The following is an 18,504-nucleotide window of genomic DNA, read 5'->3' as shown; positions in this document are numbered from 1 at the left end:
CTATATTATAATATCCTCCGGAATCCGGAGAGAGAGGATCATTTGGTTTGTATCGAGGAGAAAGTACGAACGCCGTATGGCGGCCACGTGCTTTTTTGGTAACTTCCATGGTTGCCGTAGCGTGCCATGTCGTATCCAAATAAACGCCATACTCCGGAGGCCCCTTCCATGAAGAATTTTTCCAGATCGATTTGCGTCTCCCTTTTATTGCTGCTGTCGGCCGGTTGTGCATCGACCGCAAACAACAATTTCAACAGTCTCCTGTGGATGCAGTCGTCGGCGGAATACAAAGCCAATGCGACGCAGGCCTACAATACTGCATTGAGGAACCTGGATGCCGCGCTGCGCGACCGCTGGTGGACTGCCGCCAAAGAACAGACCGGAGCGTTTTCGTCTTTGCCTCCCGCCGTGGTGATGGACATCGACGAGACTGTGCTCGACAATTCCAGGTATATGGGAAAGATGGTGCTTGAAGGCGGCGAGTGGAGCCAGGCTACATGGGACGAGTGGCTGGCATTGAAAGAGGCGACGGCCATTCCCGGGGCGGTCGAGTTCATCAACGCCATGAAAGACAAACAGGTCACGGTTATCTTCATCTCCAACAGGGAGTGCAGGAAAGGAGGCAAGCCGGGATCGGGATGTTCGCAGGAAGCCGATACGATAGAGAATCTTGCCAAAGTCGGCGTGTTTGGTGTTCTGCCTGAAAACGTGCTGTTGATGGGTGAGCGGGATGGCTGGACTTCCGAAAAGAAAAGCCGTCGGGAAGAGATTTCGAAACAATACCGCATAGTGATGCTGTTCGGAGACGATTTCGGTGATTTTCTGGCGGATGTGAAAAGCAATATCACTCCCGAGGAGCGTGACCGGCTGGTCGGCGAAAACAAAAATAACTGGGGCAGAAAATGGTTTATGCTGCCGAATCCGACATATGGCTCGTGGCTGAACGTTCTGGGCGATCCGAAGTCCAGGTATATCAGGAAATACTGAGTGCGTCTCGCCAGCAGGTTCGCAGAGGTTTTCTTTCCCTGCTGCAACCAGTCACGCTCTCGCCGGTGTGTATGCCAGGAGCGGTGAAAGGTGCGCTGCTTTTCAATGGCCAAAAGGAAAAAACCGCCGGTATTGAGACGGGGATTATCGGTTCAGGCAGAGGAGCGGAGTTCCGGGGATCGCTTTGGTGTCTGCCGATCGTGCAAGCTGCAGATAGGGAGTGCGTCCTTTTGCAAAAAGTTTTTAAATTATAATTCGTCTTTGTCGGAATCTTCTGAAAGGAATAAAGCTGCTGAAAAGCGGTTTTTTTGTCAAAAGCTGCGTTTTATTGAAACTGTCGGCAAGTGGCCCGCAGTTCATGGATTGCAAGTACTTTTCCTTTTGTTTGATGAAAAAAATACTGTTTTTGTCGGTCAACTATCCCCCGCTGCTTACGGCGGGTTCATCAAGGGCTTCAAGGATTGTTTCCAGGCTGCCTGAATTGGGATGGGCTCCCCTTGTGGTTGCCCCTGCCGATATTGCATGGGATGAGGAAGGTAAAAACCGGTTACTGTCGGAAAGTGGCGAATTTACAGGAATTTACCGTACCGGGGAGCTTGTGGATGCGGTGGCCTTCGGGCCTGAACGAACGGCGCAACTGGTACAGGGCATGAGTGCAGCTGCGCCAACAGGGTCACCGCTACGGATGATTACAGGCCTGTTGCCAGGCGTGAACCTCGTTTCCGGCTGGGAAAAGCAGGCGGCTTCGGTTGCAGATGGTGTCATCAGCCGCCATGATCCGGTTGATGCCATCTATGCCCAGGGGCCTCCTGCTGCACCGCTTCTGCTTGCGCTCGAGCTTTCGAAAAAACATGCTCTGCCGGTGCTTTTCGATCTGGTAGCACCTCTCGAAACGCCGTCTGCTTCGGGTTCCCGCCAGAGCGATGCCGCACAAATCGAGGAGAGGATCCTGACTTCCGGTCATACAATCATAACGCCGACTCGTGCGCTCAAGGAGTACTTTCTGAAGAAATATTTCGGGAAGGCCACCCATGACGATATTTCCATCATACCGGATTTCTGTGAGGAAGCCTTCGCGCCGAAGGCTTCCGGAAAGCATTTTTCGGCAGGATCTCCCCGTGTGACGGTTCTTATGGAACATGCATCGGGAAAGGAGCTGAAACTGTTTTTCTCTGCGCTCGGGCGTTATATGAAGCTTGCCGGATCGTTTTCTCTGCTGCCTTCGGTTCAGGTTCTCGGTGGTGACGACAGAGAGATCACCAAATATACCCGGAAAAATATTCCGGATGCTTCCGTTTCCGTTGTCCGGAGGCTTTCAGGGGAGGATGAGCTTGAAAGCATTCGGCAGTGCGATTTGTTCGGCGTGGTGGCGGGCCGTGAGGGACACGCCCCGTTTACGGTTCCCGAGCGGGCGGTCGATGCGCTCTGCATGAGAAAACCTCTTTTTTTCGTCGGCCCGGAAGGGCCCGCAGCTCGACTTGCCGTTGATGCCGGCGGCTTTTGGGCGCCACTGGAAGATGTCGAAGGCGTCGCTCAGGTTCTCGGCAGTGCATTCGAATCAATACGCAACTCTCCTGAGAAGTTTTCAGGAGGGGGCATGCCGGAAAAACTGTCCGCATCGCAGTCGTTGAACGACCTTTCGAAAACCCTGGCCTATCTGCTTCCGATTTGACCGGATCACGCTCCGGTTGAGCGAAGAATTCCCGTCTCCGAAGGCATTGAAATGCGCGTGACTGCCTCTCTGAGCCCGCATGAGCAGGCTCTTTGCGGCAGGAAATGGTGTCCATGGCTTTTTTATCCTGAAAAGCAGAAAAATGGCTTTCTGAATTTTGTTTTTTATTCCGATTGAATTACATTGGTTGTCCTTATGGATTTTTATGATTTACATCGTGTAAAATCAGACGTTTTAAAAGAAAAAGATTTTCAGTATGCCGACGATCCAGCAGCTTATCAGGAGCGGAAGAAGTGTAAAGGCGTCAAAAACAGCGTCTCCGGCGCTGGAAAAATGCCCGCAGAAAAGGGGTGTTTGTACGCGTGTCTATACAACAACGCCGAAGAAACCGAACTCCGCGTTACGGAAAGTTGCGCGTGTGCGGCTTTCGAACAAGATTGAGGTTACAGCATATATCCCGGGTGAGGGTCATAACCTGCAGGAGCACTCGATTGTGCTGATCCGCGGCGGCAGGGTTAAGGATCTTCCCGGTGTGCGCTATCATATTGTGAGGGGTTCGCTGGATACGTCCGGTGTTGCAGACCGCAAGCAGAGTCGCTCGAAGTATGGTGCAAAGCAGCCCAAGGCTGGTGCAGCTGCTCCGGCAAAAGGCAAAAGATAAATTGAATTTTTAATCCGGAAGAACGAATATGTCGAAAAAAGGTAGCTACAAGAGTGTCGGTGTTGATTTCCGTTACGGGGATGAAAGTGTAGCCCGTTTTATCAATGCGGTCATGCTCGACGGTAAGAAGGAAGTTGCGGCAAAGATTGTTTACGGTGCCTTTGATATTATTGCCGAGAAGATGGCCGGTGAAGATCCTCTTGAAGTGTATCGCAAGGCGATGTCCAATATCGCTCCTGTTGTCGAGGTTCGCAGCAAGAGAGTTGGTGGAGCCACCTATCAGATTCCTATGGAGGTTAAGCCTTCAAGAAGAGGTGCTCTGGCTTTCCGCTGGCTTAAGCAGTATTCCGCGAAGCGCGGCGGCCGCTCGATGGCCGAAAAGTTCGCTGCCGAGCTGATGGACGCTGCCAACGAGCAGGGCGCATCGGTGAAAAAGCGTGACGAAGTGCACCGGATGGCCGATGCCAACAAGGCATTCGCTCATTTCCGTTTCTGACGTAGTAGTGATAATTGCAGATAAAAAGGCAAAAAGGGTATTATGACAAGGCTGGTTGATTTAGATAAGGTACGCAATATCGGCATCATGGCTCATATCGATGCCGGCAAGACGACAACGACTGAAAGGATTCTCTACTATACCGGGCGTCTGCACCGGATGGGCGAGGTGCATGACGGTGGAGCCACCATGGACTGGATGGAGCAGGAGAAAGAGCGCGGCATTACGATCACCTCTGCGGCGACAACCTGTTTCTGGATTCCGAAGTTCGGTAATTATTCCGGAATCAATCACAGAATCAATATTATCGATACTCCTGGTCACGTGGATTTCACTGTTGAGGTGGAGCGTTCGCTGAGGGTTCTCGATGGCGCGGTTGCGCTTTTCTGTGCGGTTGGTGGTGTTGAGCCCCAGTCCGAAACGGTCTGGCGCCAGGCCAACAAGTATGGTGTGCCGAGAATTGCCTATGTCAACAAGATGGACAGGACGGGGGCAAACTTCTTTGATACCGTCAAGGCTATCAGGGAGAGGCTTGGTGCAAACCCTGTTCCGCTACAGATACCAATCGGCGAAGGCGAGATTTTTGCCGGTTTTGTCGATCTGATCAGAATGAAGGGCATTATCTATAACAAGGATGACGGCAGTACCTATAACGAAGTCGAGATTCCTCATGACCTGCAGAATGAGGCCAGGACATGGCGGATCAATATGCTTGAGGCGGTTTCTGAAGTTGATGATACTCTTCTTGAGAAGTACCTGAACGGTGAGGAGATTACCGAGCAGGAGGTGAGGGCCGTGCTTCGCAAGGCTACACTCAACGTTACTATCATTCCGGTTCTTTGCGGTTCATCGTTCAAGAACAAGGGCGTCCAGTTCATGCTTGACGCTGTTGTCGAGTATCTTGCCTCTCCTGTTGATGTCGGAGCTGTCGAGGGTCACCATCCCCGTACAGAGGAGCCGGTATCGAGAGTGCCAAAGGATGAAGAGCCGTTTGCCGGTCTTGCCTTCAAGATTGCAACCGATCCCTTCGTCGGGAAGCTTACCTTTTTCAGGGTTTACTCCGGAGTTCTCAAGGCTGGCAGTTATGTGCTGAACACCATGACGGGCAAGAAGGAGCGTATCGGTCGTATCCTTCAGATGCACTCGAACAAAAGAGAAGATATCGATTGCGTTTACGCCGGTGATATTGCTGCTGCAGTCGGTTTGAAGGATGTCAGAACCGGCGACACTATCTGCGATGAAACCAATCCTGTGGTGCTCGAAAAAATGGTATTCCCCGAGCCGGTTATTCAAATCGCCATCGAGCCCAAGACAAAGGCCGATAACGACAAGCTCGGAATGTCGCTCGCCAAGCTGGCCGAAGAGGATCCTACCTTCAAGGTGAAAACCGATGACGAAACCGGTCAGACGCTGATTGCCGGTATGGGCGAGTTGCATCTGGAAATTCTTGTCGATCGACTCAAGCGTGAGTTCAAGGTTGAGGCAAACGTGGGTCAGCCGCAGGTTGCCTACCGTGAAACCATCAGAAAGTCTGTTGAATTTGAAGGAAAGTTCGTTCGTCAGTCGGGCGGTAAGGGTCAGTTCGGTCTGGTTGTTCTCAAGGTTGAGCCTCTTGAAGAGGGTAAGGGGTACGAATTTGTAGATGCAATCAAGGGTGGCGTGATTCCGAAAGAGTACATTCCCGCCGTTAATGCAGGTGTGCAGCAGGCTATGAAGAGCGGTGTTGTTGCAGGATTTCCGATGCAGGATATCAAAGTCACTCTTCTGGACGGCAAGTATCACGAGGTTGACTCTTCGGAGATGGCCTTCAAGATTGCCGGTTCCATAGGTTTCAAGGGTGCGGCCAAAAAAGCCGATCCTGTTCTGCTCGAGCCTATCATGAAGGTAGAGGTGGTGACGCCCGAAGAGTATCTCGGCGACGTTATGGGCGATCTTTCAAGCCGCCGTGGTCATATCGAAGGTATGGGTCAGAGGGCCGGAGCCCAGTTTGTTAATTCCAAGGTGCCTCTCTCGGCGATGTTCGGTTATTCTACCGATCTTCGTTCGATGAGTCAGGGTCGCGCAAACTATTCGATGGAATTTGACTGTTATCGCGAGGTGCCGCGCGCTATAGCCGAGGCTATGCAGGAGAAGCGGGTAAGCAGGGATTCGGAATAATCAGGTACAGCCTGTATCAGTTTTAACTATTACTAAATAATAACATATAACCGACACGGAGATAAGTTATGGCAAAAGAGTCCTACAAAAGGGATAAACCTCATGTCAATATCGGTACCATCGGCCACGTTGACCATGGTAAAACAACCCTGACCGCAGCAATCACTTCGGTTCTTGCAAAACAGGGTCTTGCCCTTCAGCGTGATTTCGGCAGCATCGACAAGGCTCCCGAAGAGAGAGAGCGCGGTATCACCATTTCTACCGCACACGTCGAGTACCAGACCAAAAAACGTCACTACGCTCACATCGACTGTCCCGGCCACGCTGACTATATCAAGAACATGATCACCGGTGCGGCCCAGATGGACGGAGCTATCCTTGTTGTCGCAGGTACCGACGGCCCTATGCCTCAGACCCGCGAGCACATTCTGCTTGCCCGTCAGGTTAACGTTCCGGCTCTTGTCGTGTTCCTCAACAAGGTCGATATTGCCGATCCGGAGCTTCTCGAACTTGTCGAGCTCGAACTCAGAGAGCTTCTGACCGAGTACAACTTCCCCGGCGACGACATTCCGATCATCAAAGGTTCTGCACTGAAAGCCCTCGATGGCGATCCGGAAGGCGAAAAAGCCATCATGGAGCTTATGGATGCGGTTGACGAATTCATTCCCGAGCCGGTCCGCGACGTCGACAAGCCATTCCTTATGCCTGTCGAGGACGTTTTCTCGATTTCCGGCCGTGGTACCGTCGGTACCGGCAGAATCGAAAGAGGCCGTATCAAGATCAACGAAGAGGTTGAAATCGTCGGTATCAAGCCTACCCGCAAGTCGGTAGTTACCGGTATCGAAATGTTCCAGAAGCTTCTTGACGAAGGTCAGGCCGGTGACAACGCAGGTCTTCTTCTCAGAGGCGTGGACAAGACCGAGCTCGAGCGCGGCATGGTTATCGCCAAGCCTGGCAGCATCAAGCCGCACACCAAGTTCAAGGCTGAGGTCTACATCCTCAGAAAAGAGGAAGGCGGCCGTCACACCCCGTTTTTCAACGGCTACCGTCCGCAGTTCTATTTCAGAACCACTGACGTTACCGGTTCCGTAACACTTCCCGAAGGTGTTGAAATGGTCATGCCTGGCGACAACCTCTCCGTTGAAGTCGAGCTGATCGTTCCTATCGCTATGGACGAAGGCCTCCGTTTCGCTATCCGCGAAGGCGGTCGTACCGTCGGTGCTGGTTCCGTAACCAAGATCATCGAGTAATCCAGGGCGATGCGCGTCCCGGGGCGGGGCCTATAACCCCCGCCCCTTTTTTATTGCTAACAAAGAAACAGGGTTGACAAGTGGCTGTACAGCAAAAGATAAGAATCAAGCTCAAGTCATACGACCATAGCCTGGTTGATAAATGGGCTTTAAGGATTATTGATGTGGTGAAGCAGACGGATGCCATCATCTTCGGTCCCATACCGCTTCCGACAAAAGCACATGTGTATACGGTGAACCGTTCTCCGCATGTCGATAAAAAGTCCCGTGAGCAGTTCTCGTTTTCATCGCACAAGCGGTTGATCGAGATCATCAATCCTACTGCCAGGACCATCGATATGCTGATGAAGCTCGAGCTTCCAAGCGGTGTGGATGTTGAAATCAAGTCTTAACGAATTAGAAAAGCTAATCATATATGGGTGCGATTCTTGGAAAGAAAATCGGTATGACCCGTTTATACAATGATAAACGCGAGGCGATATCCTGTACTGTTATCCAGGCAGGCCCATGCTTTGTCACGCAGGTGAAAAATGCTGACAAGGACGGCTATGACGCGTATCAGGTAGGTATCGGGGAAAGGGATGAGAAAAAGGTCAATAAACCTCTGCAGGGTCATTACAGAAAGGCCGGAGTCACACCAGGCTTTATGATGGCGGAATTCAGGAAAGACGATTTCACCGAGGAGCTGGAAGCAGGAAATCCTGTCAGTGTGGAGTCTTTCAAGGAAGGCGAGGTTGTAAATGTGCTTGGTGTCACCAAGGGCAAGGGTTTTGCCGGTGTCGTCAAACGTCACAACTTCGGCGGCGGTTCGAGAACACACGGTCAGTCCGACAGGCTCCGTGCCCCTGGTTCGGTTGGAGGATCATCGGATCCTTCGAGAACCTTCAGAGGTACCAGAATGGCTGGACGTATGGGCGGATGCAATGTCACCGTAAGAAATCTTGTCATTGTCAAGATTATGCCGGAATCCAATCTGCTGGTGGTTAAAGGTGCAGTACCGGGCGCAAAAAACTCCTACGTAAAGATTGTTTCTACAAAAAAGTAAACGCTGATTGCACGAAGTTATGGAACTTAAAGTCTTAAATACCGGCGGCACTGAAACAGGGGAAGTTGTTACGCTCAGTGATGAAATTTTCGGCGCTGAAATATCTGAACATGCAATGTATCTCGATGTAAAAGCGATACTTGCAAACAGAAGACAGGGAACGCATAAAGCCAAAACCCGTGCGGAAGTACGTGGCGGCGGCAGGAAGCCCTATCGCCAGAAAGGCACTGGTAACGCCCGTCAGGGCTCTACCCGTTCGCCGCTGATGAGCGGAGGCGGAACCATTTTCGGTCCTCAGCCGCGCAGCTACGAACAGAAGGTCAACAAGAAAGTCAAGCAGCTTGCCCGCCGTTCGGCGCTCAGTGCAAAAGCACTGGCAGGCCAGATTCTTGTTGTCGAGGATTTCAGGCTTGAGCAGATCAAAACGAAGCCGGTTGCCGATATTCTGAAAAATCTCGGTCTTGCAGAGAAGAAAACCCTCATGCTGACTCCCGAGTACGATATGGTTATGGCCCGTTCAGGAAAAAATATCGAGGTGCTCAATATCATGACGGCGGAAAAGGCATCGACTTACGATATACTTGACAGTCAGACGATTGTCTTCCAGAAAGCCGCATTGAAAAAAATAGAGGATACTTTAGGGTAATTGCAGGTTTCCAGTAAACAGGAGTGAATGAGATGAAAAACCCGTTGTTACGGCCGTGGTTAACGGAAAAAAGCACAGGTCTTACCGAAAAGAAAGGTCAGTATGTGTTTGTCGTCAAGCCGGATGCAGATAAAATTGATATCAGAAACGCTGTCGAGAACAAGTTCGGCGTGACTGTTACTTCAGTTCGTACCGTGAACTGCCTTGGCAAGGCGAAGCGGCAGTATACCCGGAAAGGGTTGATAGCCGGAAAGAAGAGTGACTGGAAGAAAGCGATCGTCACTCTTGCAGATGGACAGTCGATCGACTATTACTCCGGTTCTGCACAGAAGGGCGAAGGATAGAATACACAACAAGGATAGATTATAATTGCAATGGCAATCAGGAAATTAGCGCCGATAACACCAGGGTCACGGTTCATGTCATACCCTGGATTTGACGAGATTACAAAAAGTGAGCCGGAAAAAAGTCTTCTCGTACCGCTCAAGAAAAGCGGCGGCCGCAACAGCGCGGGAAGAAAAACATCGAGACACAGAGGCGGCGGACATAAAAGACATTACCGGATCGTTGACTTCAAGCGGAACAAGGATGGTATTCCCGCCAAGGTTGCTTCCATCGAGTATGATCCGAACCGTTCATCAAGAATTGCATTATTGCATTACAATGATGGAGAAAAACGTTATATTCTCGCCCCGAAAGGTTTGAATGTAGGCGACAAGGTTGAAAGCGGCGAGAAGGTTGAAATCAAGGTTGGCAATACCATGCCATTGAAAAACATCCCTCTTGGAACCGATATTCACAATGTGGAAATGAAGGCCGGAAAGGGCGGTCAGATTGTACGTTCGGCAGGCGCTTTCGCTGTTCTTGCAGCACGTGAAGGCGATTATGCAACTCTGAGACTGCCTTCCGGTGAGATTCGCAAGGTAAGGGTGGAGTGCCGGGCAACTATCGGTGTCGTAGGCAATACCGATCACGAGAATATCGTGCTTGGCAAAGCGGGAAGAAGCCGCTGGCTTGGAATCCGTCCGCAGACAAGGGGTATGGCTATGAACCCTGTCGATCATCCGATGGGCGGCGGTGAAGGCAAATCGAAGTCCGGCGGTGGAAGAAGGCATCCCAAATCACCGTGGGGACAGCTTGCCAAGGGTCTGAAAACGAGAAACAAAAAGAAAGCATCGTCAAAGCTCATCGTCCGCGGCAGGAATGCCAAGTAACTGTAGCGCTTAATTATAACAAGCAGAGAAAGTATGCCAAGATCACTTAAGAAGGGGCCGTTCATTGATTTCAAACTGGAAAAACGGATCATTGATTTAAACACCAAGGGTGAAAAGAAGGTTGTGAAAACCTGGTCCAGAAGTTCAATGATTTCACCTGATTTTGTAGGGCACACCGTTGCCGTACATAACGGCAAGACCCATGTTCCGGTGTATGTCAGTGACAATATGGTTGGCCACAAGCTTGGAGAGTTCGCCCCTACAAGAACGTTTCGCGGTCATGCCGGCGGAAAGGCTGAAAAAGGCGGCTCAGCACCAAGGAAAAAATAACTGAATAACGCGAAAGGTTAAGATTACCATGCAAGCTAAAGCAATATTACGTCATACGCCAACATCGCCGAGAAAAATGCGTCTTGTGGCAGGTCTGGTTCGCGGCAAACAGGTCGATCAGGCAAAGGCTATTCTTCTGAACTCCACCAAGAGCGCTTCAAGAAACGTCATGATGACCCTGAAGTCCGCTGTCGCCAACTATGCTCAGCTCAATCCGGACGAGCGGGTCAGCGATCAGGAGCTTGTCGTCAAGGCAGTGTTCGTTGATCAGGGCACCACACTTAAAAGAATGCTTCCTGCTCCGATGGGACGCGCATACAGGGTTCGCAAGCGTTCGAATCACCTGACTGTCATCGTCGATAAGGTTAAGCAATCCAGTAAATAAATTAAACAAGGAGAGAACATTGGGTCAGAAAGTTAATCCTACTGGATTCAGGCTTGGAATTATCAAGGACTGGACTTCTCGCTGGTACGACGACAGCCCGGTTATTTCGGAAAAGATCAAGCAGGATCATGTGATCCGCAACTATGTGCTGGCAAGGCTGAAAAGGGAGAAAGCCGGTATTGCCCGTATCGTGATCGAAAGAACCACCAAGCACATCAAGATCAATATATACGCAGCCCGTCCGGGTGCCGTCGTAGGCAGAAAAGGTGAAGAGATCAACAATCTCTCCCAGGAGCTTACCCGCATTACCGGCAAAGAGGTGAAGATCGATGTTGTCGAGGTTGTGAAGCCGGAAATCGAAGCGCAGCTGATCGGCGACAACATCGCCTACCAGCTCGAGAATCGTGTATCTTTCAGAAGAGCCATGAAACAGGCCATTCAGCAGGCTATGCGTGCCGGAGCCGAAGGCGTCAGGATCAGATGTGCCGGCCGTCTCGGCGGTGCAGAGATCGCCAGGGCAGAGCAGTACAAGGAGGGCAAGATTCCTCTTCACACCATCCGCGCCAACGTTGACTATGCAAGCGTCACCGCGCATACCATTGCCGGCACGATCGGCATCAAGGTATGGGTGTACAAGGGTGAAGTACTCGTTCAGCGTATCGATGCTATCGAAGAAGACGAGATGAAGCGAATGAAGGATCGCCGGCAGGATTCGAAATCCAGGCCTCGCGACCCGCGAAGCAAACGCCGTCGCCGCACCAAGCGCGCATAATGACATATACATTATAATCAGAAACAGAATGGAGTTGTCGGTATGTTAATGCCAAAGAGAGTTAAATATAGAAAGACACAGCGGGGCCGCATGAAAGGCAATGCCGGACGCGGAACGATGGTGTCTTTCGGTTCTTTCGGTTTGAAGGCTCTTGAGCCTGCGTGGATCACCAGTCGCCAGATCGAAGCGGCACGTGTGGCCATGAACAGGTACATGAAAAGAGATGGCAAGATCTGGATCAGGATATTTCCCGACAAACCGGTGACAAAGAAGGCTGCCGAAACCCGAATGGGTTCAGGTAAAGGTTCTCCTGAATTCTGGGTAGCCGTCGTCAAGCCGGGAAGAGTCATGTTCGAAGCCGAAGGCGTGTCGAAAGAGATTGCGACCGAAGCCTTCAGGCTCGCAGCGCAGAAGCTGCCGATCAAGACGAAGTTTATTGTCCGTCCTGATTATGAGGGATAACCGAACAACAAATTCCAGAAGAGGATTATAACTATGAAAAAGTATGAAGTCGCTGCAATGAGCCGCCAGGAGCTCATCGACAGGATCCGCCAGCTTGAGGACAGGCTTGCCGATATCAATTTCTTCAAGGTGATAGAGCTGCCGCAGAACCCGATGGTGTTCCGCAATTCACGCCGCGATATCGCCCGCATGAAAACACAGCTCCATAAACTCAACGCTGCAGAACCCGGGCAGAACTGAACAAGGCAACAACAAACGGTTTACGATACATGGAAGAAAACAAAACAGGCGCTGCCGCATTGGAACAGAAAGCTGCAGCAAGGGGACGCAAGAAGAGCTGGCAGGGAAAGGTTATCAGCGACAAGATGGACAAGGCGATCGTTGTTGCTGTAGAGCGCAGGGTTCAGCATCCGGTCTACAAGAAGTACTTCAAGAAGACGACCAGGCTGATGGCACATGACGAGAACAACGAAGCCGGTATCGGTGATCTGGTCAAGGTTGTCGAATGCAGGCCGCTGAGCAAACGGAAAAGCTGCCGTCTCGTCGAAATCATTGAGAAGGCCAGGTAAGAGGGATTCTTTATACATTAAAAAGTTTGAAACAGGATGATCCAGAAAGAAACTAATCTGGTTGTTGCAGATAACAGCGGAGCGAAAAAAGTTCGTTGTATCCATGTGTTCGGCGGTACGGGAAGGCGTTATGCCGGACTGGGTGACCAGGTCATCGTATCGGTTAAGGCGGCTGTGCCGGGCGGTGTTGTCAAGAAAAAAGATGTCTGCAAAGCGGTTGTTGTCCGCTGCGTAAAAGAGCAGAGAAGAAAGGACGGTTCCTACATCAGATTCGATGAGAACGCCGTTGTACTGCTCAACGCACAGGGAGAACCGAGAGGTACGCGAATTTTCGGACCTGTTGCCAGAGAATTACGCGACAGAAAATATATGAAAATCGTATCTTTGGCGCCTGAAGTTCTGTGAAAGCTTCAAGCGGGAGTAACTCAGTTGGTAGAGTCACAGCCTTCCAAGCTGTTGGTCGCGAGTTCGAGTCTCGTCTCCCGCTCAGGATTTTATGAATACTATCATATCAGTGAAAAATGAAAACAGGGATCAATAGAAAGGCAAAGCTGCATAACGTGAAGCTGCATGTCAGGAAAGACGACAACGTCGTTGTCATCAGCGGTAACGACAAGGGCAAGGCTGGAAAGATACTGAAGGTATATCCGCAGAAATGCCGGGTTATCGTCGAGGGCGTCAACATCAGAAAACGCCATATGAAGCCGACACAGAGCCACCCGCAGGGTTCGATTATCGAGCGAGAGTTCCCGATTCATGCTTCCAATGTGAAGAAGAGCTAAAAGTATCTGTATTTTACAAGAAAGGATGACCAAGACCATCCCGGTAACTGAAAGAAAATAATGACGAAAAACAAAGAAAACGCACCCGTCGAAACCATCGAAGCCCGCCTCGAAACCTTCTACAGGGAAAACGTTGTTCCCAAACTCATGGAGCGCTTCCAGTACAAGAATATCATGATGGTGCCCAGACTGCAGAAGATCGCCATCAATATCGGTATCGGAGAGGCTGCTGCCGAACCGAAACTGCTCGAGACCGCCATGGCAGAACTTGCCCAGATCACCGGACAGAGGCCGCAGATACGCAAGTCGAGAAAGGCCATTTCGAATTTCAAGCTGCGCGAGAACCAGGCCATCGGTTGCCGGGTTACGCTCCGCAGAAAGACCATGTATGAGTTTTTAGACCGTTTTGTAAGTCTTGCCGTTCCGAGAATCCGGGATTTCCGCGGACTCAACGATACCAGTTTCGATGGGCGCGGCAACTATACCACCGGTATAAGGGAGCAGATTATTTTCCCGGAAATCGATATCGATAAGGTACCGAGGATTTCAGGTATGGATGTCACTTTCGTGACGTCGGCAGCAACCGATGAAGAGGCGTATGTACTGCTTTCCGAGCTTGGTATGCCGTTCAAAAAGAAGAACAACTAACTTATTCAGGAAACCCGAGATGGCCAAGAAAAGCGTTATTGCACGGAATGAAAAAAGGAAAAAGCTTGTAGAGAAATATGCTGCAAAGCGTGAGGAGCTGCTTAAAGCCGGTGATTACGAAGCACTCCGCAAGCTGCCGAGAGACAGTTCTGCAACCAGAGTGAGAACCCGTTGTGTCCTTACAGGCCGTGGAAGAGGTGTTTATGAAAAATTCGGGCTTTGCCGCCAGATGTTCCGCAAGCTTGCTCTTGAAGGAAAGCTTCCGGGAGTCAGGAAGGCAAGCTGGTAAGTTGTTCAGTATTACAGACAAGAGAGAGATTTGTTCATTTTTGAAAGTAACCAACGTTAGCTATGCCTGTAACGGATTCTATTGCAGATTATATCACCCGCATCAGAAACGCGGGGAGAGCAAATAACAAGACTACCGATATTCCGTATTCGAAGCTCAGGGAGAATATCTCTCAACTGCTTGTGGAAAAAGGGTACATAAAAAACTTTACGGTCATCACGACCGAGCAGTTTCCGTTTATTCGCGTCGAGCTGAAATATTCGGCGGCAGGCGAGCCGGCTATCCGTGAGATCACCAGGGTAAGCAAGCCCGGAAGAAGGGTGTACCAGGGAAAGGATATAAGAAAATACCTTGGCGGACTCGGACTCTATATCCTTTCGTCGTCAAAGGGTATCATTACCGATAAAGAGGCCCGTGAGAAGGGAGTAGGTGGTGAAATACTCTTCCGCATCTATTAATTCATAAGCCAAAGCGTACAAGAATATCATGTCAAGAATAGGAAAAATGCCGATTCCCCTGGCTGGTCAGGCCAGGATAGAGATCAGTGATGCGAGCATCAAGGTGACCGGGCCGAAAGGCGCGCTTGAGCAGGAGCTGACCCCGCAGGTCAACGTGCAGGAAGAGAACGGCGTTGTTACGGTGCAGAGAGTCGATGACACCAAAAAATCAAGAGCGATGCACGGCCTTTACCGGATGCTTATCAGCAACATGGTCGAGGGCGTAACGAAAGGATTTACCAGAAAACTCGAAATCGCCGGTGTCGGTTACCGTGCAGAGATGAAAAACGATCTGCTGGCACTTACTCTCGGCTATTCTCACATGATCTATTTCAAGGCTCCCGAAGGTATCCGGATTGAGGTTCCCGATCAGACGACCATTCTTATCAGCGGCATAGACAAGGCTCTTGTCGGTCAGGTCGCCTCCAAGATTCGTTCGTTCAGGAAGCCTGAACCGTACCGCGGAAAAGGTATCAAATACGAAGGTGAGGTAATCCGCCGCAAGGAAGGCAAGGCGGCCGGTAAGTAATAGCCGGAAAGAAAGCTATAACAGTCAGGCAATAACATTTTTAGGGTTGAAGAGAATGAGTCAAATCGATAAGGCCTCTCGCAGGCAGAAAATCAAGGACAGAAGCAGGGCGCAGGTCCATGGTACCGAGTCTAAACCGAGACTTTGTGTCTACCGTAGCCTGTCGCAGATCTATGCGCAGCTGATTGATGACGATAACGGCAAGACCATTGTGGCCGTATCGAGCATGTCAAAGGAAAACAAGGCTCTTGAAGGCACAAAAACCGAGGTTTGCCGTCTTGTTGGAATGCAGATTGGCGAAAAGGCCGGGGCCAGGGGTATAACGAACGTCGTATTCGACAGAAACGGGTTCCGCTATCACGGCAGGGTGAAGGCTTTGGCCGATGGTGCACGGGAAGCCGGTCTTGTCTTTTAAAAACCTTTCAATAGAGAAAGTTACATGTCGAAAATATCTGCTAAGAATATCAGGCCCGGAGAATTGAATCTGAAGGAAAAGCTGGTTCACATCAACAGAACGGCAAAGGTTGTAAAAGGCGGTAAACGGTTCGGCTTCAATGCGATCGTTGTTGTCGGGGACAAGGAAGGTCATGTCGGATACGGTCTCGGTAAAGCCAACGAGGTTCAGGACGCTATAGCCAAGGGTGTGGAGGACGGCAAGAAAAACGTCATCAAGGTTCCGATCATCAAGGGAACCATTCCGCATCAGGTTATTGCAAAATACGGTTCTGCCAAAGTGCTTATGAAGCCCGCAACCCCCGGTACCGGACTGATTGCCGGTGGTGCCGTCAGAGCTGTACTCGAGATGGCCGGAATTCACGATGTGCTTACCAAGTCGCTTGGTTCTTCAAACCCGCACAATGTCGTCAAAGCAGCAATAAAGGGATTGCAGAGCATGTCGGATGCAATGGATGTTGCTGAAAGACGGTCGAAGAGCCTTAAAGAGGTTTTTGAAAGCTAAAAAGAAAGAAAGTAGAGACATGAGTGATAAAACATTACGGATAACCCAGGTTCGCAGCGTGATTGGGTGTACGAAAAAACAGAAAGCGACGATCAAGGCGCTCGGTCTCGGCCGTCCGAACTACCGTGTTGAAAGGCAGGATAACCCTTGCCTGCGCGGTCAGATCAGGGTTGTGCAGCATCTTGTAAAGGTTGAAGAGCTTTAAGATTTTACTAATAGCAAGTAGGGAATTGAGATCATGGATTTAAGTTCACTCCGTCCTGCAAAAGGCGCGGTAAAAAACAGAAAACGTGTTGGTCGCGGACAGGGTTCCGGTAACGGTACCACTGCCGGCAAGGGTAACAAAGGCCAGCAGTCGAGAAGCGGTTATCAGAAGCCAATCAATGAAGGCGGTCAGATTCCGGTTTATCGCAGACTTCCGAAGTTCGGCTTTACACCTCCGGACAGAAAATCGGTCAGGACGCTCAATGTCTCCCAGATCGAAGCATGGATCGAGGAAGGTCTGATTGACGGAACGGAGATCTCCGTACTCGATCTCAAGGCGCTTTGCAATGCAAGTTATGCGGATTATTTCAAGATTCTCGGAAACGGTGAGATCACCAGACCGGTCAAGATAACTGCTCATTTCTTCAGCAAGAGCGCAGAAGAAAAGATTGTCAAGGCTGGCGGCTCGGTTACCAAAGCTTACCGTACCCTCGAAGAGGCTTCGAAAATTGTGGATCTCACGGTTGAGGAAGCTCTCTTGAAACCAAAAGCTCCGCTTGTCAAGAGAGTCAAGAAATCAGCAAAGTCCTGAATATCGCCTGAGCCGTTATGAAGCTTACCGAAAGTATACGCAATATCAATAAAATCCCTGAGCTTCGGCAGCGGATACTCTATACCCTACTTCTCCTGTTTATCTACAGGCTTGGTTCCCACATTACGATACCGGGTGTCGATGCGTCTGCCGTAGCGGGCGCATCTCCTGCCCACTCCAATGACCTTTTCGGGCTTTTTGATCTGTTTGTTGGAGGCGCTTTTGCAAGGGCTTCGATTTTTTCTCTCGGTATCATGCCCTACATTTCAGCCTCCATCATCGTTCAGTTGCTCGGTGCGGTTACACCTTATGTGCAGAAGCTGCAGAAAGAGGGTGAAGAGGGTCGCCAGCGGATCAACCAGATGACCAGGTACGGAACCGTGCTTATCGCTGCTCTTCAGGCATGGGGGGTAAGCGTGAGTCTTGCCAGTCCGGCTTCGTTCGGAACGGCTGTAGTTCCTGATCCGGGATGGTTTTTCACCTTTACGGCCGTTATCATGCTTACGGCATCGACGGTGTTCGTCATGTGGCTTGGTGAGCGTATTACCGAGCGGGGTATAGGCAACGGCATTTCGCTCATTATCATGATCGGTATTCTTGCCCGTTTTCCCCAGTCACTGGTAGCAGAGTTCCGTTCAGTTTCGCTGGGAAGCAAGAACTGGATCGTCGAGATTATCATCATCGCAATGATGGTTGCTATTGTTGCCTTTGTGGTCGTGCTGACCGTCGGTACCCGCAGGATTCCCGTTCAGCATGCCAAACGTGTCGTCGGCAGGAAAGTGTATGGTGGAAGTACCCAGTACATTCCCATGCGCATCAATACAGCGGGAGTCATGCCCATCATTTTCGCACAGTCAATCATGTTCCTTCCTGGAACCTTTCTTTCCTTTTTCCCTGAAAACGAGGTGATGCAGAGCGTTTCGGGAGCATTGGCCTATGATTCCTGGTGGTATGCGCTGATATTCGGCACCATGATCGTCTTCTTTACCTATTTTTATACCGCAATCGCCTTCAATCCGAAAGAGGTTGCCGATACCATGCGGCGCCAGGGAGGTTTCATCCCGGGTGTTCGACCCGGCAAAAGCACTGCGGATTTCATCGACAACATTCTTACACGCATAACCCTTCCGGGGGCGATTTCGCTGGCGATCATCGCCGTGTTGCCAACCTTTCTTACCAAGTTTGCAAATGTGACTCCGGGTTTTGCGCAATTCTTCGGTGGAACCAGCTTGCTTATCATTGTCGGGGTCGGTCTCGATACCCTGCAGCAGGTCGAAAGTCACCTGCTCATGCGTCACTACGATGGATTCATGAAGTCGGGTAAAACAAGGAGCCGTCAGAGGCCCTAACGGAAACGCT

The 18,504-nt window shown here is 50.6% G+C and carries 29 protein-coding genes and 1 tRNA gene; all 30 read left to right on the top strand.

Translation table 11 applies throughout. The features are described from left to right. Positions 1 to 126: 126 nt before the first annotated feature. The 30 genes from K9G39_RS06405 to secY all read left to right on the top strand — a co-directional run bounded on the left by K9G39_RS06405 (position 127) and on the right by secY (position 18,494). Entirely contained in the window at positions 127 to 987 is an 861-nt protein-coding gene (locus K9G39_RS06405) for an HAD family acid phosphatase (RefSeq protein WP_292004102.1), read from the top strand. A 105-nt stretch (positions 988 to 1,092) separates the two neighbouring features. Continuing rightward, positions 1,093 to 1,467 (top strand): hypothetical protein, encoded by a 375-nt coding sequence (locus tag K9G39_RS06400; RefSeq protein ID WP_292004101.1) that lies wholly within the window; start codon positions 1,093 to 1,095, stop codon positions 1,465 to 1,467. Between the two features lies 1 nt (position 1,468). Then, entirely contained in the window at positions 1,469 to 2,659 is a 1,191-nt protein-coding gene (locus tag K9G39_RS06395; protein ID WP_292004100.1) for a hypothetical protein, read from the top strand. A gap of 256 nt (positions 2,660 to 2,915) precedes the next feature. After that, the gene (gene rpsL, locus K9G39_RS06390; RefSeq protein WP_292004099.1) at positions 2,916 to 3,320 is read left to right on the top strand and encodes a 30S ribosomal protein S12; all 405 of its coding nucleotides are present in this window, start codon (positions 2,916 to 2,918) and stop codon (positions 3,318 to 3,320) included. A gap of 28 nt (positions 3,321 to 3,348) precedes the next feature. Beyond that, positions 3,349 to 3,816 carry a 30S ribosomal protein S7 gene (gene rpsG / locus K9G39_RS06385; protein ID WP_292004098.1) on the top strand — a complete coding sequence of 156 codons (468 nt, stop codon included), beginning with the start codon at positions 3,349 to 3,351 and terminating at the stop codon, positions 3,814 to 3,816. 42 nt (positions 3,817 to 3,858) lie between these two features. Then, the gene (gene fusA / locus K9G39_RS06380) at positions 3,859 to 5,973 is read left to right on the top strand and encodes an elongation factor G (RefSeq protein ID WP_292004097.1); all 2,115 of its coding nucleotides are present in this window, start codon (positions 3,859 to 3,861) and stop codon (positions 5,971 to 5,973) included. 68 nt (positions 5,974 to 6,041) lie between these two features. Next, on the top strand, positions 6,042 to 7,223 hold the full coding sequence (tuf, locus tag K9G39_RS06375; RefSeq protein ID WP_012467122.1) for an elongation factor Tu: 1,182 nt from the start codon (positions 6,042 to 6,044) through the stop codon (positions 7,221 to 7,223). 80 nt (positions 7,224 to 7,303) lie between these two features. Beyond that, positions 7,304 to 7,615 carry a 30S ribosomal protein S10 gene (gene rpsJ, locus K9G39_RS06370; protein ID WP_292001667.1) on the top strand — a complete coding sequence of 104 codons (312 nt, stop codon included), beginning with the start codon at positions 7,304 to 7,306 and terminating at the stop codon, positions 7,613 to 7,615. 23 nt (positions 7,616 to 7,638) lie between these two features. Continuing rightward, the gene (gene rplC, locus K9G39_RS06365) at positions 7,639 to 8,268 is read left to right on the top strand and encodes a 50S ribosomal protein L3 (protein ID WP_292004096.1); all 630 of its coding nucleotides are present in this window, start codon (positions 7,639 to 7,641) and stop codon (positions 8,266 to 8,268) included. A 19-nt stretch (positions 8,269 to 8,287) separates the two neighbouring features. Next, complete coding sequence (gene rplD / locus K9G39_RS06360) at positions 8,288 to 8,914, top strand: 50S ribosomal protein L4 (RefSeq protein ID WP_292004095.1); 627 nt, start codon at positions 8,288 to 8,290, stop codon at positions 8,912 to 8,914. Positions 8,915 to 8,946: 32 nt separating this feature from the next. Then, entirely contained in the window at positions 8,947 to 9,258 is a 312-nt protein-coding gene (gene rplW / locus K9G39_RS06355; RefSeq protein ID WP_292004094.1) for a 50S ribosomal protein L23, read from the top strand. A 30-nt stretch (positions 9,259 to 9,288) separates the two neighbouring features. Next, positions 9,289 to 10,128: a 50S ribosomal protein L2 gene (gene rplB / locus K9G39_RS06350; protein WP_292004093.1), complete on the top strand. Its 840-nt coding sequence runs from the start codon at positions 9,289 to 9,291 to the stop codon at positions 10,126 to 10,128. A gap of 33 nt (positions 10,129 to 10,161) precedes the next feature. Next, positions 10,162 to 10,458 carry a 30S ribosomal protein S19 gene (rpsS, locus tag K9G39_RS06345; RefSeq protein WP_292004092.1) on the top strand — a complete coding sequence of 99 codons (297 nt, stop codon included), beginning with the start codon at positions 10,162 to 10,164 and terminating at the stop codon, positions 10,456 to 10,458. A 28-nt stretch (positions 10,459 to 10,486) separates the two neighbouring features. Next, complete coding sequence (gene rplV, locus K9G39_RS06340; RefSeq protein ID WP_292004091.1) at positions 10,487 to 10,843, top strand: 50S ribosomal protein L22; 357 nt, start codon at positions 10,487 to 10,489, stop codon at positions 10,841 to 10,843. Positions 10,844 to 10,862: 19 nt separating this feature from the next. After that, positions 10,863 to 11,615, top strand: a complete 753-nt coding sequence (rpsC, locus tag K9G39_RS06335) for a 30S ribosomal protein S3 (RefSeq protein ID WP_292004090.1) — start codon at positions 10,863 to 10,865, stop codon at positions 11,613 to 11,615. Between the two features lie 42 nt (positions 11,616 to 11,657). Further along, complete coding sequence (gene rplP, locus K9G39_RS06330) at positions 11,658 to 12,077, top strand: 50S ribosomal protein L16 (protein ID WP_292004089.1); 420 nt, start codon at positions 11,658 to 11,660, stop codon at positions 12,075 to 12,077. A gap of 33 nt (positions 12,078 to 12,110) precedes the next feature. Then, positions 12,111 to 12,317 (top strand): 50S ribosomal protein L29, encoded by a 207-nt coding sequence (gene rpmC, locus K9G39_RS06325; RefSeq protein WP_292004088.1) that lies wholly within the window; start codon positions 12,111 to 12,113, stop codon positions 12,315 to 12,317. Between the two features lie 29 nt (positions 12,318 to 12,346). Beyond that, a complete protein-coding gene (gene rpsQ, locus K9G39_RS06320; RefSeq protein ID WP_292004087.1) occupies positions 12,347 to 12,646 on the top strand; it encodes a 30S ribosomal protein S17 in 300 nt (99 codons plus the stop codon). Between the two features lie 36 nt (positions 12,647 to 12,682). Beyond that, a complete protein-coding gene (gene rplN / locus K9G39_RS06315; RefSeq protein ID WP_292001678.1) occupies positions 12,683 to 13,051 on the top strand; it encodes a 50S ribosomal protein L14 in 369 nt (122 codons plus the stop codon). Between the two features lie 9 nt (positions 13,052 to 13,060). Then, positions 13,061 to 13,133: transfer RNA gene (locus K9G39_RS06310), tRNA-Gly, on the top strand. A 34-nt stretch (positions 13,134 to 13,167) separates the two neighbouring features. Further along, complete coding sequence (gene rplX, locus K9G39_RS06305; RefSeq protein WP_363319365.1) at positions 13,168 to 13,428, top strand: 50S ribosomal protein L24; 261 nt, start codon at positions 13,168 to 13,170, stop codon at positions 13,426 to 13,428. Positions 13,429 to 13,488: 60 nt separating this feature from the next. Continuing rightward, positions 13,489 to 14,076: a 50S ribosomal protein L5 gene (rplE, locus tag K9G39_RS06300; protein ID WP_292004086.1), complete on the top strand. Its 588-nt coding sequence runs from the start codon at positions 13,489 to 13,491 to the stop codon at positions 14,074 to 14,076. Positions 14,077 to 14,095: 19 nt separating this feature from the next. Beyond that, entirely contained in the window at positions 14,096 to 14,365 is a 270-nt protein-coding gene (rpsN, locus tag K9G39_RS06295) for a 30S ribosomal protein S14 (protein ID WP_292004085.1), read from the top strand. Between the two features lie 62 nt (positions 14,366 to 14,427). After that, positions 14,428 to 14,823, top strand: coding sequence for a 30S ribosomal protein S8 (gene rpsH, locus K9G39_RS06290; RefSeq protein ID WP_292004084.1), 396 nt, complete (start codon positions 14,428 to 14,430; stop codon positions 14,821 to 14,823). A gap of 28 nt (positions 14,824 to 14,851) precedes the next feature. Continuing rightward, positions 14,852 to 15,391 (top strand): 50S ribosomal protein L6, encoded by a 540-nt coding sequence (rplF, locus tag K9G39_RS06285; RefSeq protein ID WP_292004083.1) that lies wholly within the window; start codon positions 14,852 to 14,854, stop codon positions 15,389 to 15,391. Between the two features lie 55 nt (positions 15,392 to 15,446). Beyond that, positions 15,447 to 15,806 carry a 50S ribosomal protein L18 gene (gene rplR / locus K9G39_RS06280; RefSeq protein ID WP_292004082.1) on the top strand — a complete coding sequence of 120 codons (360 nt, stop codon included), beginning with the start codon at positions 15,447 to 15,449 and terminating at the stop codon, positions 15,804 to 15,806. A 24-nt stretch (positions 15,807 to 15,830) separates the two neighbouring features. Continuing rightward, positions 15,831 to 16,349: a 30S ribosomal protein S5 gene (rpsE, locus tag K9G39_RS06275; RefSeq protein ID WP_292004081.1), complete on the top strand. Its 519-nt coding sequence runs from the start codon at positions 15,831 to 15,833 to the stop codon at positions 16,347 to 16,349. 19 nt (positions 16,350 to 16,368) lie between these two features. Continuing rightward, complete coding sequence (gene rpmD, locus K9G39_RS06270; protein ID WP_292004080.1) at positions 16,369 to 16,554, top strand: 50S ribosomal protein L30; 186 nt, start codon at positions 16,369 to 16,371, stop codon at positions 16,552 to 16,554. Between the two features lie 33 nt (positions 16,555 to 16,587). Next, positions 16,588 to 17,145: a 50S ribosomal protein L15 gene (gene rplO, locus K9G39_RS06265; protein ID WP_292004079.1), complete on the top strand. Its 558-nt coding sequence runs from the start codon at positions 16,588 to 16,590 to the stop codon at positions 17,143 to 17,145. Between the two features lie 17 nt (positions 17,146 to 17,162). Next, the gene (secY, locus tag K9G39_RS06260; RefSeq protein WP_292004078.1) at positions 17,163 to 18,494 is read left to right on the top strand and encodes a preprotein translocase subunit SecY; all 1,332 of its coding nucleotides are present in this window, start codon (positions 17,163 to 17,165) and stop codon (positions 18,492 to 18,494) included. Positions 18,495 to 18,504 lie beyond the last annotated feature (10 nt).

It is taken from the genome of Chlorobium sp. (assembly GCF_021740465.1).
Taxonomy (GTDB): Bacteria; Bacteroidota; Chlorobiia; order Chlorobiales; family Chlorobiaceae; genus Chlorobium.
Note: the sequence above shows the minus strand (reverse complement) of the source record. Positions and strands in the feature narration are given on the sequence as shown.

Excerpts from the sequence above, each read along its gene's own strand:
- K9G39_RS06405 (WP_292004102.1), top strand. The coding sequence starts at position 127 with ATGTCGTATCCAAATAAACGCCATACTCCGGAGGCCCCTTCCATGAAG.
- K9G39_RS06400 (WP_292004101.1), top strand. The coding sequence starts at position 1,093 with ATGGCCAAAAGGAAAAAACCGCCGGTATTGAGACGGGGATTATCGGTT.
- rpsL (WP_292004099.1), top strand. The coding sequence starts at position 2,916 with ATGCCGACGATCCAGCAGCTTATCAGGAGCGGAAGAAGTGTAAAGGCG.
- rpsG (WP_292004098.1), top strand. The coding sequence starts at position 3,349 with ATGTCGAAAAAAGGTAGCTACAAGAGTGTCGGTGTTGATTTCCGTTAC.
- fusA (WP_292004097.1), top strand. The coding sequence starts at position 3,859 with ATGACAAGGCTGGTTGATTTAGATAAGGTACGCAATATCGGCATCATG.
- tuf (WP_012467122.1), top strand. The coding sequence starts at position 6,042 with ATGGCAAAAGAGTCCTACAAAAGGGATAAACCTCATGTCAATATCGGT.
- rplC (WP_292004096.1), top strand. The coding sequence starts at position 7,639 with ATGGGTGCGATTCTTGGAAAGAAAATCGGTATGACCCGTTTATACAAT.
- rplD (WP_292004095.1), top strand. The coding sequence starts at position 8,288 with ATGGAACTTAAAGTCTTAAATACCGGCGGCACTGAAACAGGGGAAGTT.
- rplW (WP_292004094.1), top strand. The coding sequence starts at position 8,947 with ATGAAAAACCCGTTGTTACGGCCGTGGTTAACGGAAAAAAGCACAGGT.
- rplB (WP_292004093.1), top strand. The coding sequence starts at position 9,289 with ATGGCAATCAGGAAATTAGCGCCGATAACACCAGGGTCACGGTTCATG.
- rpsS (WP_292004092.1), top strand. The coding sequence starts at position 10,162 with ATGCCAAGATCACTTAAGAAGGGGCCGTTCATTGATTTCAAACTGGAA.
- rplV (WP_292004091.1), top strand. The coding sequence starts at position 10,487 with ATGCAAGCTAAAGCAATATTACGTCATACGCCAACATCGCCGAGAAAA.
- rplP (WP_292004089.1), top strand. The coding sequence starts at position 11,658 with ATGTTAATGCCAAAGAGAGTTAAATATAGAAAGACACAGCGGGGCCGC.
- rpmC (WP_292004088.1), top strand. The coding sequence starts at position 12,111 with ATGAAAAAGTATGAAGTCGCTGCAATGAGCCGCCAGGAGCTCATCGAC.
- rpsQ (WP_292004087.1), top strand. The coding sequence starts at position 12,347 with ATGGAAGAAAACAAAACAGGCGCTGCCGCATTGGAACAGAAAGCTGCA.
- rplN (WP_292001678.1), top strand. The coding sequence starts at position 12,683 with ATGATCCAGAAAGAAACTAATCTGGTTGTTGCAGATAACAGCGGAGCG.
- rplX (WP_363319365.1), top strand. The coding sequence starts at position 13,168 with ATGAAAACAGGGATCAATAGAAAGGCAAAGCTGCATAACGTGAAGCTG.
- rplE (WP_292004086.1), top strand. The coding sequence starts at position 13,489 with ATGACGAAAAACAAAGAAAACGCACCCGTCGAAACCATCGAAGCCCGC.
- rpsN (WP_292004085.1), top strand. The coding sequence starts at position 14,096 with ATGGCCAAGAAAAGCGTTATTGCACGGAATGAAAAAAGGAAAAAGCTT.
- rpsH (WP_292004084.1), top strand. The coding sequence starts at position 14,428 with ATGCCTGTAACGGATTCTATTGCAGATTATATCACCCGCATCAGAAAC.
- rplF (WP_292004083.1), top strand. The coding sequence starts at position 14,852 with ATGTCAAGAATAGGAAAAATGCCGATTCCCCTGGCTGGTCAGGCCAGG.
- rplR (WP_292004082.1), top strand. The coding sequence starts at position 15,447 with ATGAGTCAAATCGATAAGGCCTCTCGCAGGCAGAAAATCAAGGACAGA.
- rpsE (WP_292004081.1), top strand. The coding sequence starts at position 15,831 with ATGTCGAAAATATCTGCTAAGAATATCAGGCCCGGAGAATTGAATCTG.
- rpmD (WP_292004080.1), top strand. The coding sequence starts at position 16,369 with ATGAGTGATAAAACATTACGGATAACCCAGGTTCGCAGCGTGATTGGG.
- rplO (WP_292004079.1), top strand. The coding sequence starts at position 16,588 with ATGGATTTAAGTTCACTCCGTCCTGCAAAAGGCGCGGTAAAAAACAGA.
- secY (WP_292004078.1), top strand. The coding sequence starts at position 17,163 with ATGAAGCTTACCGAAAGTATACGCAATATCAATAAAATCCCTGAGCTT.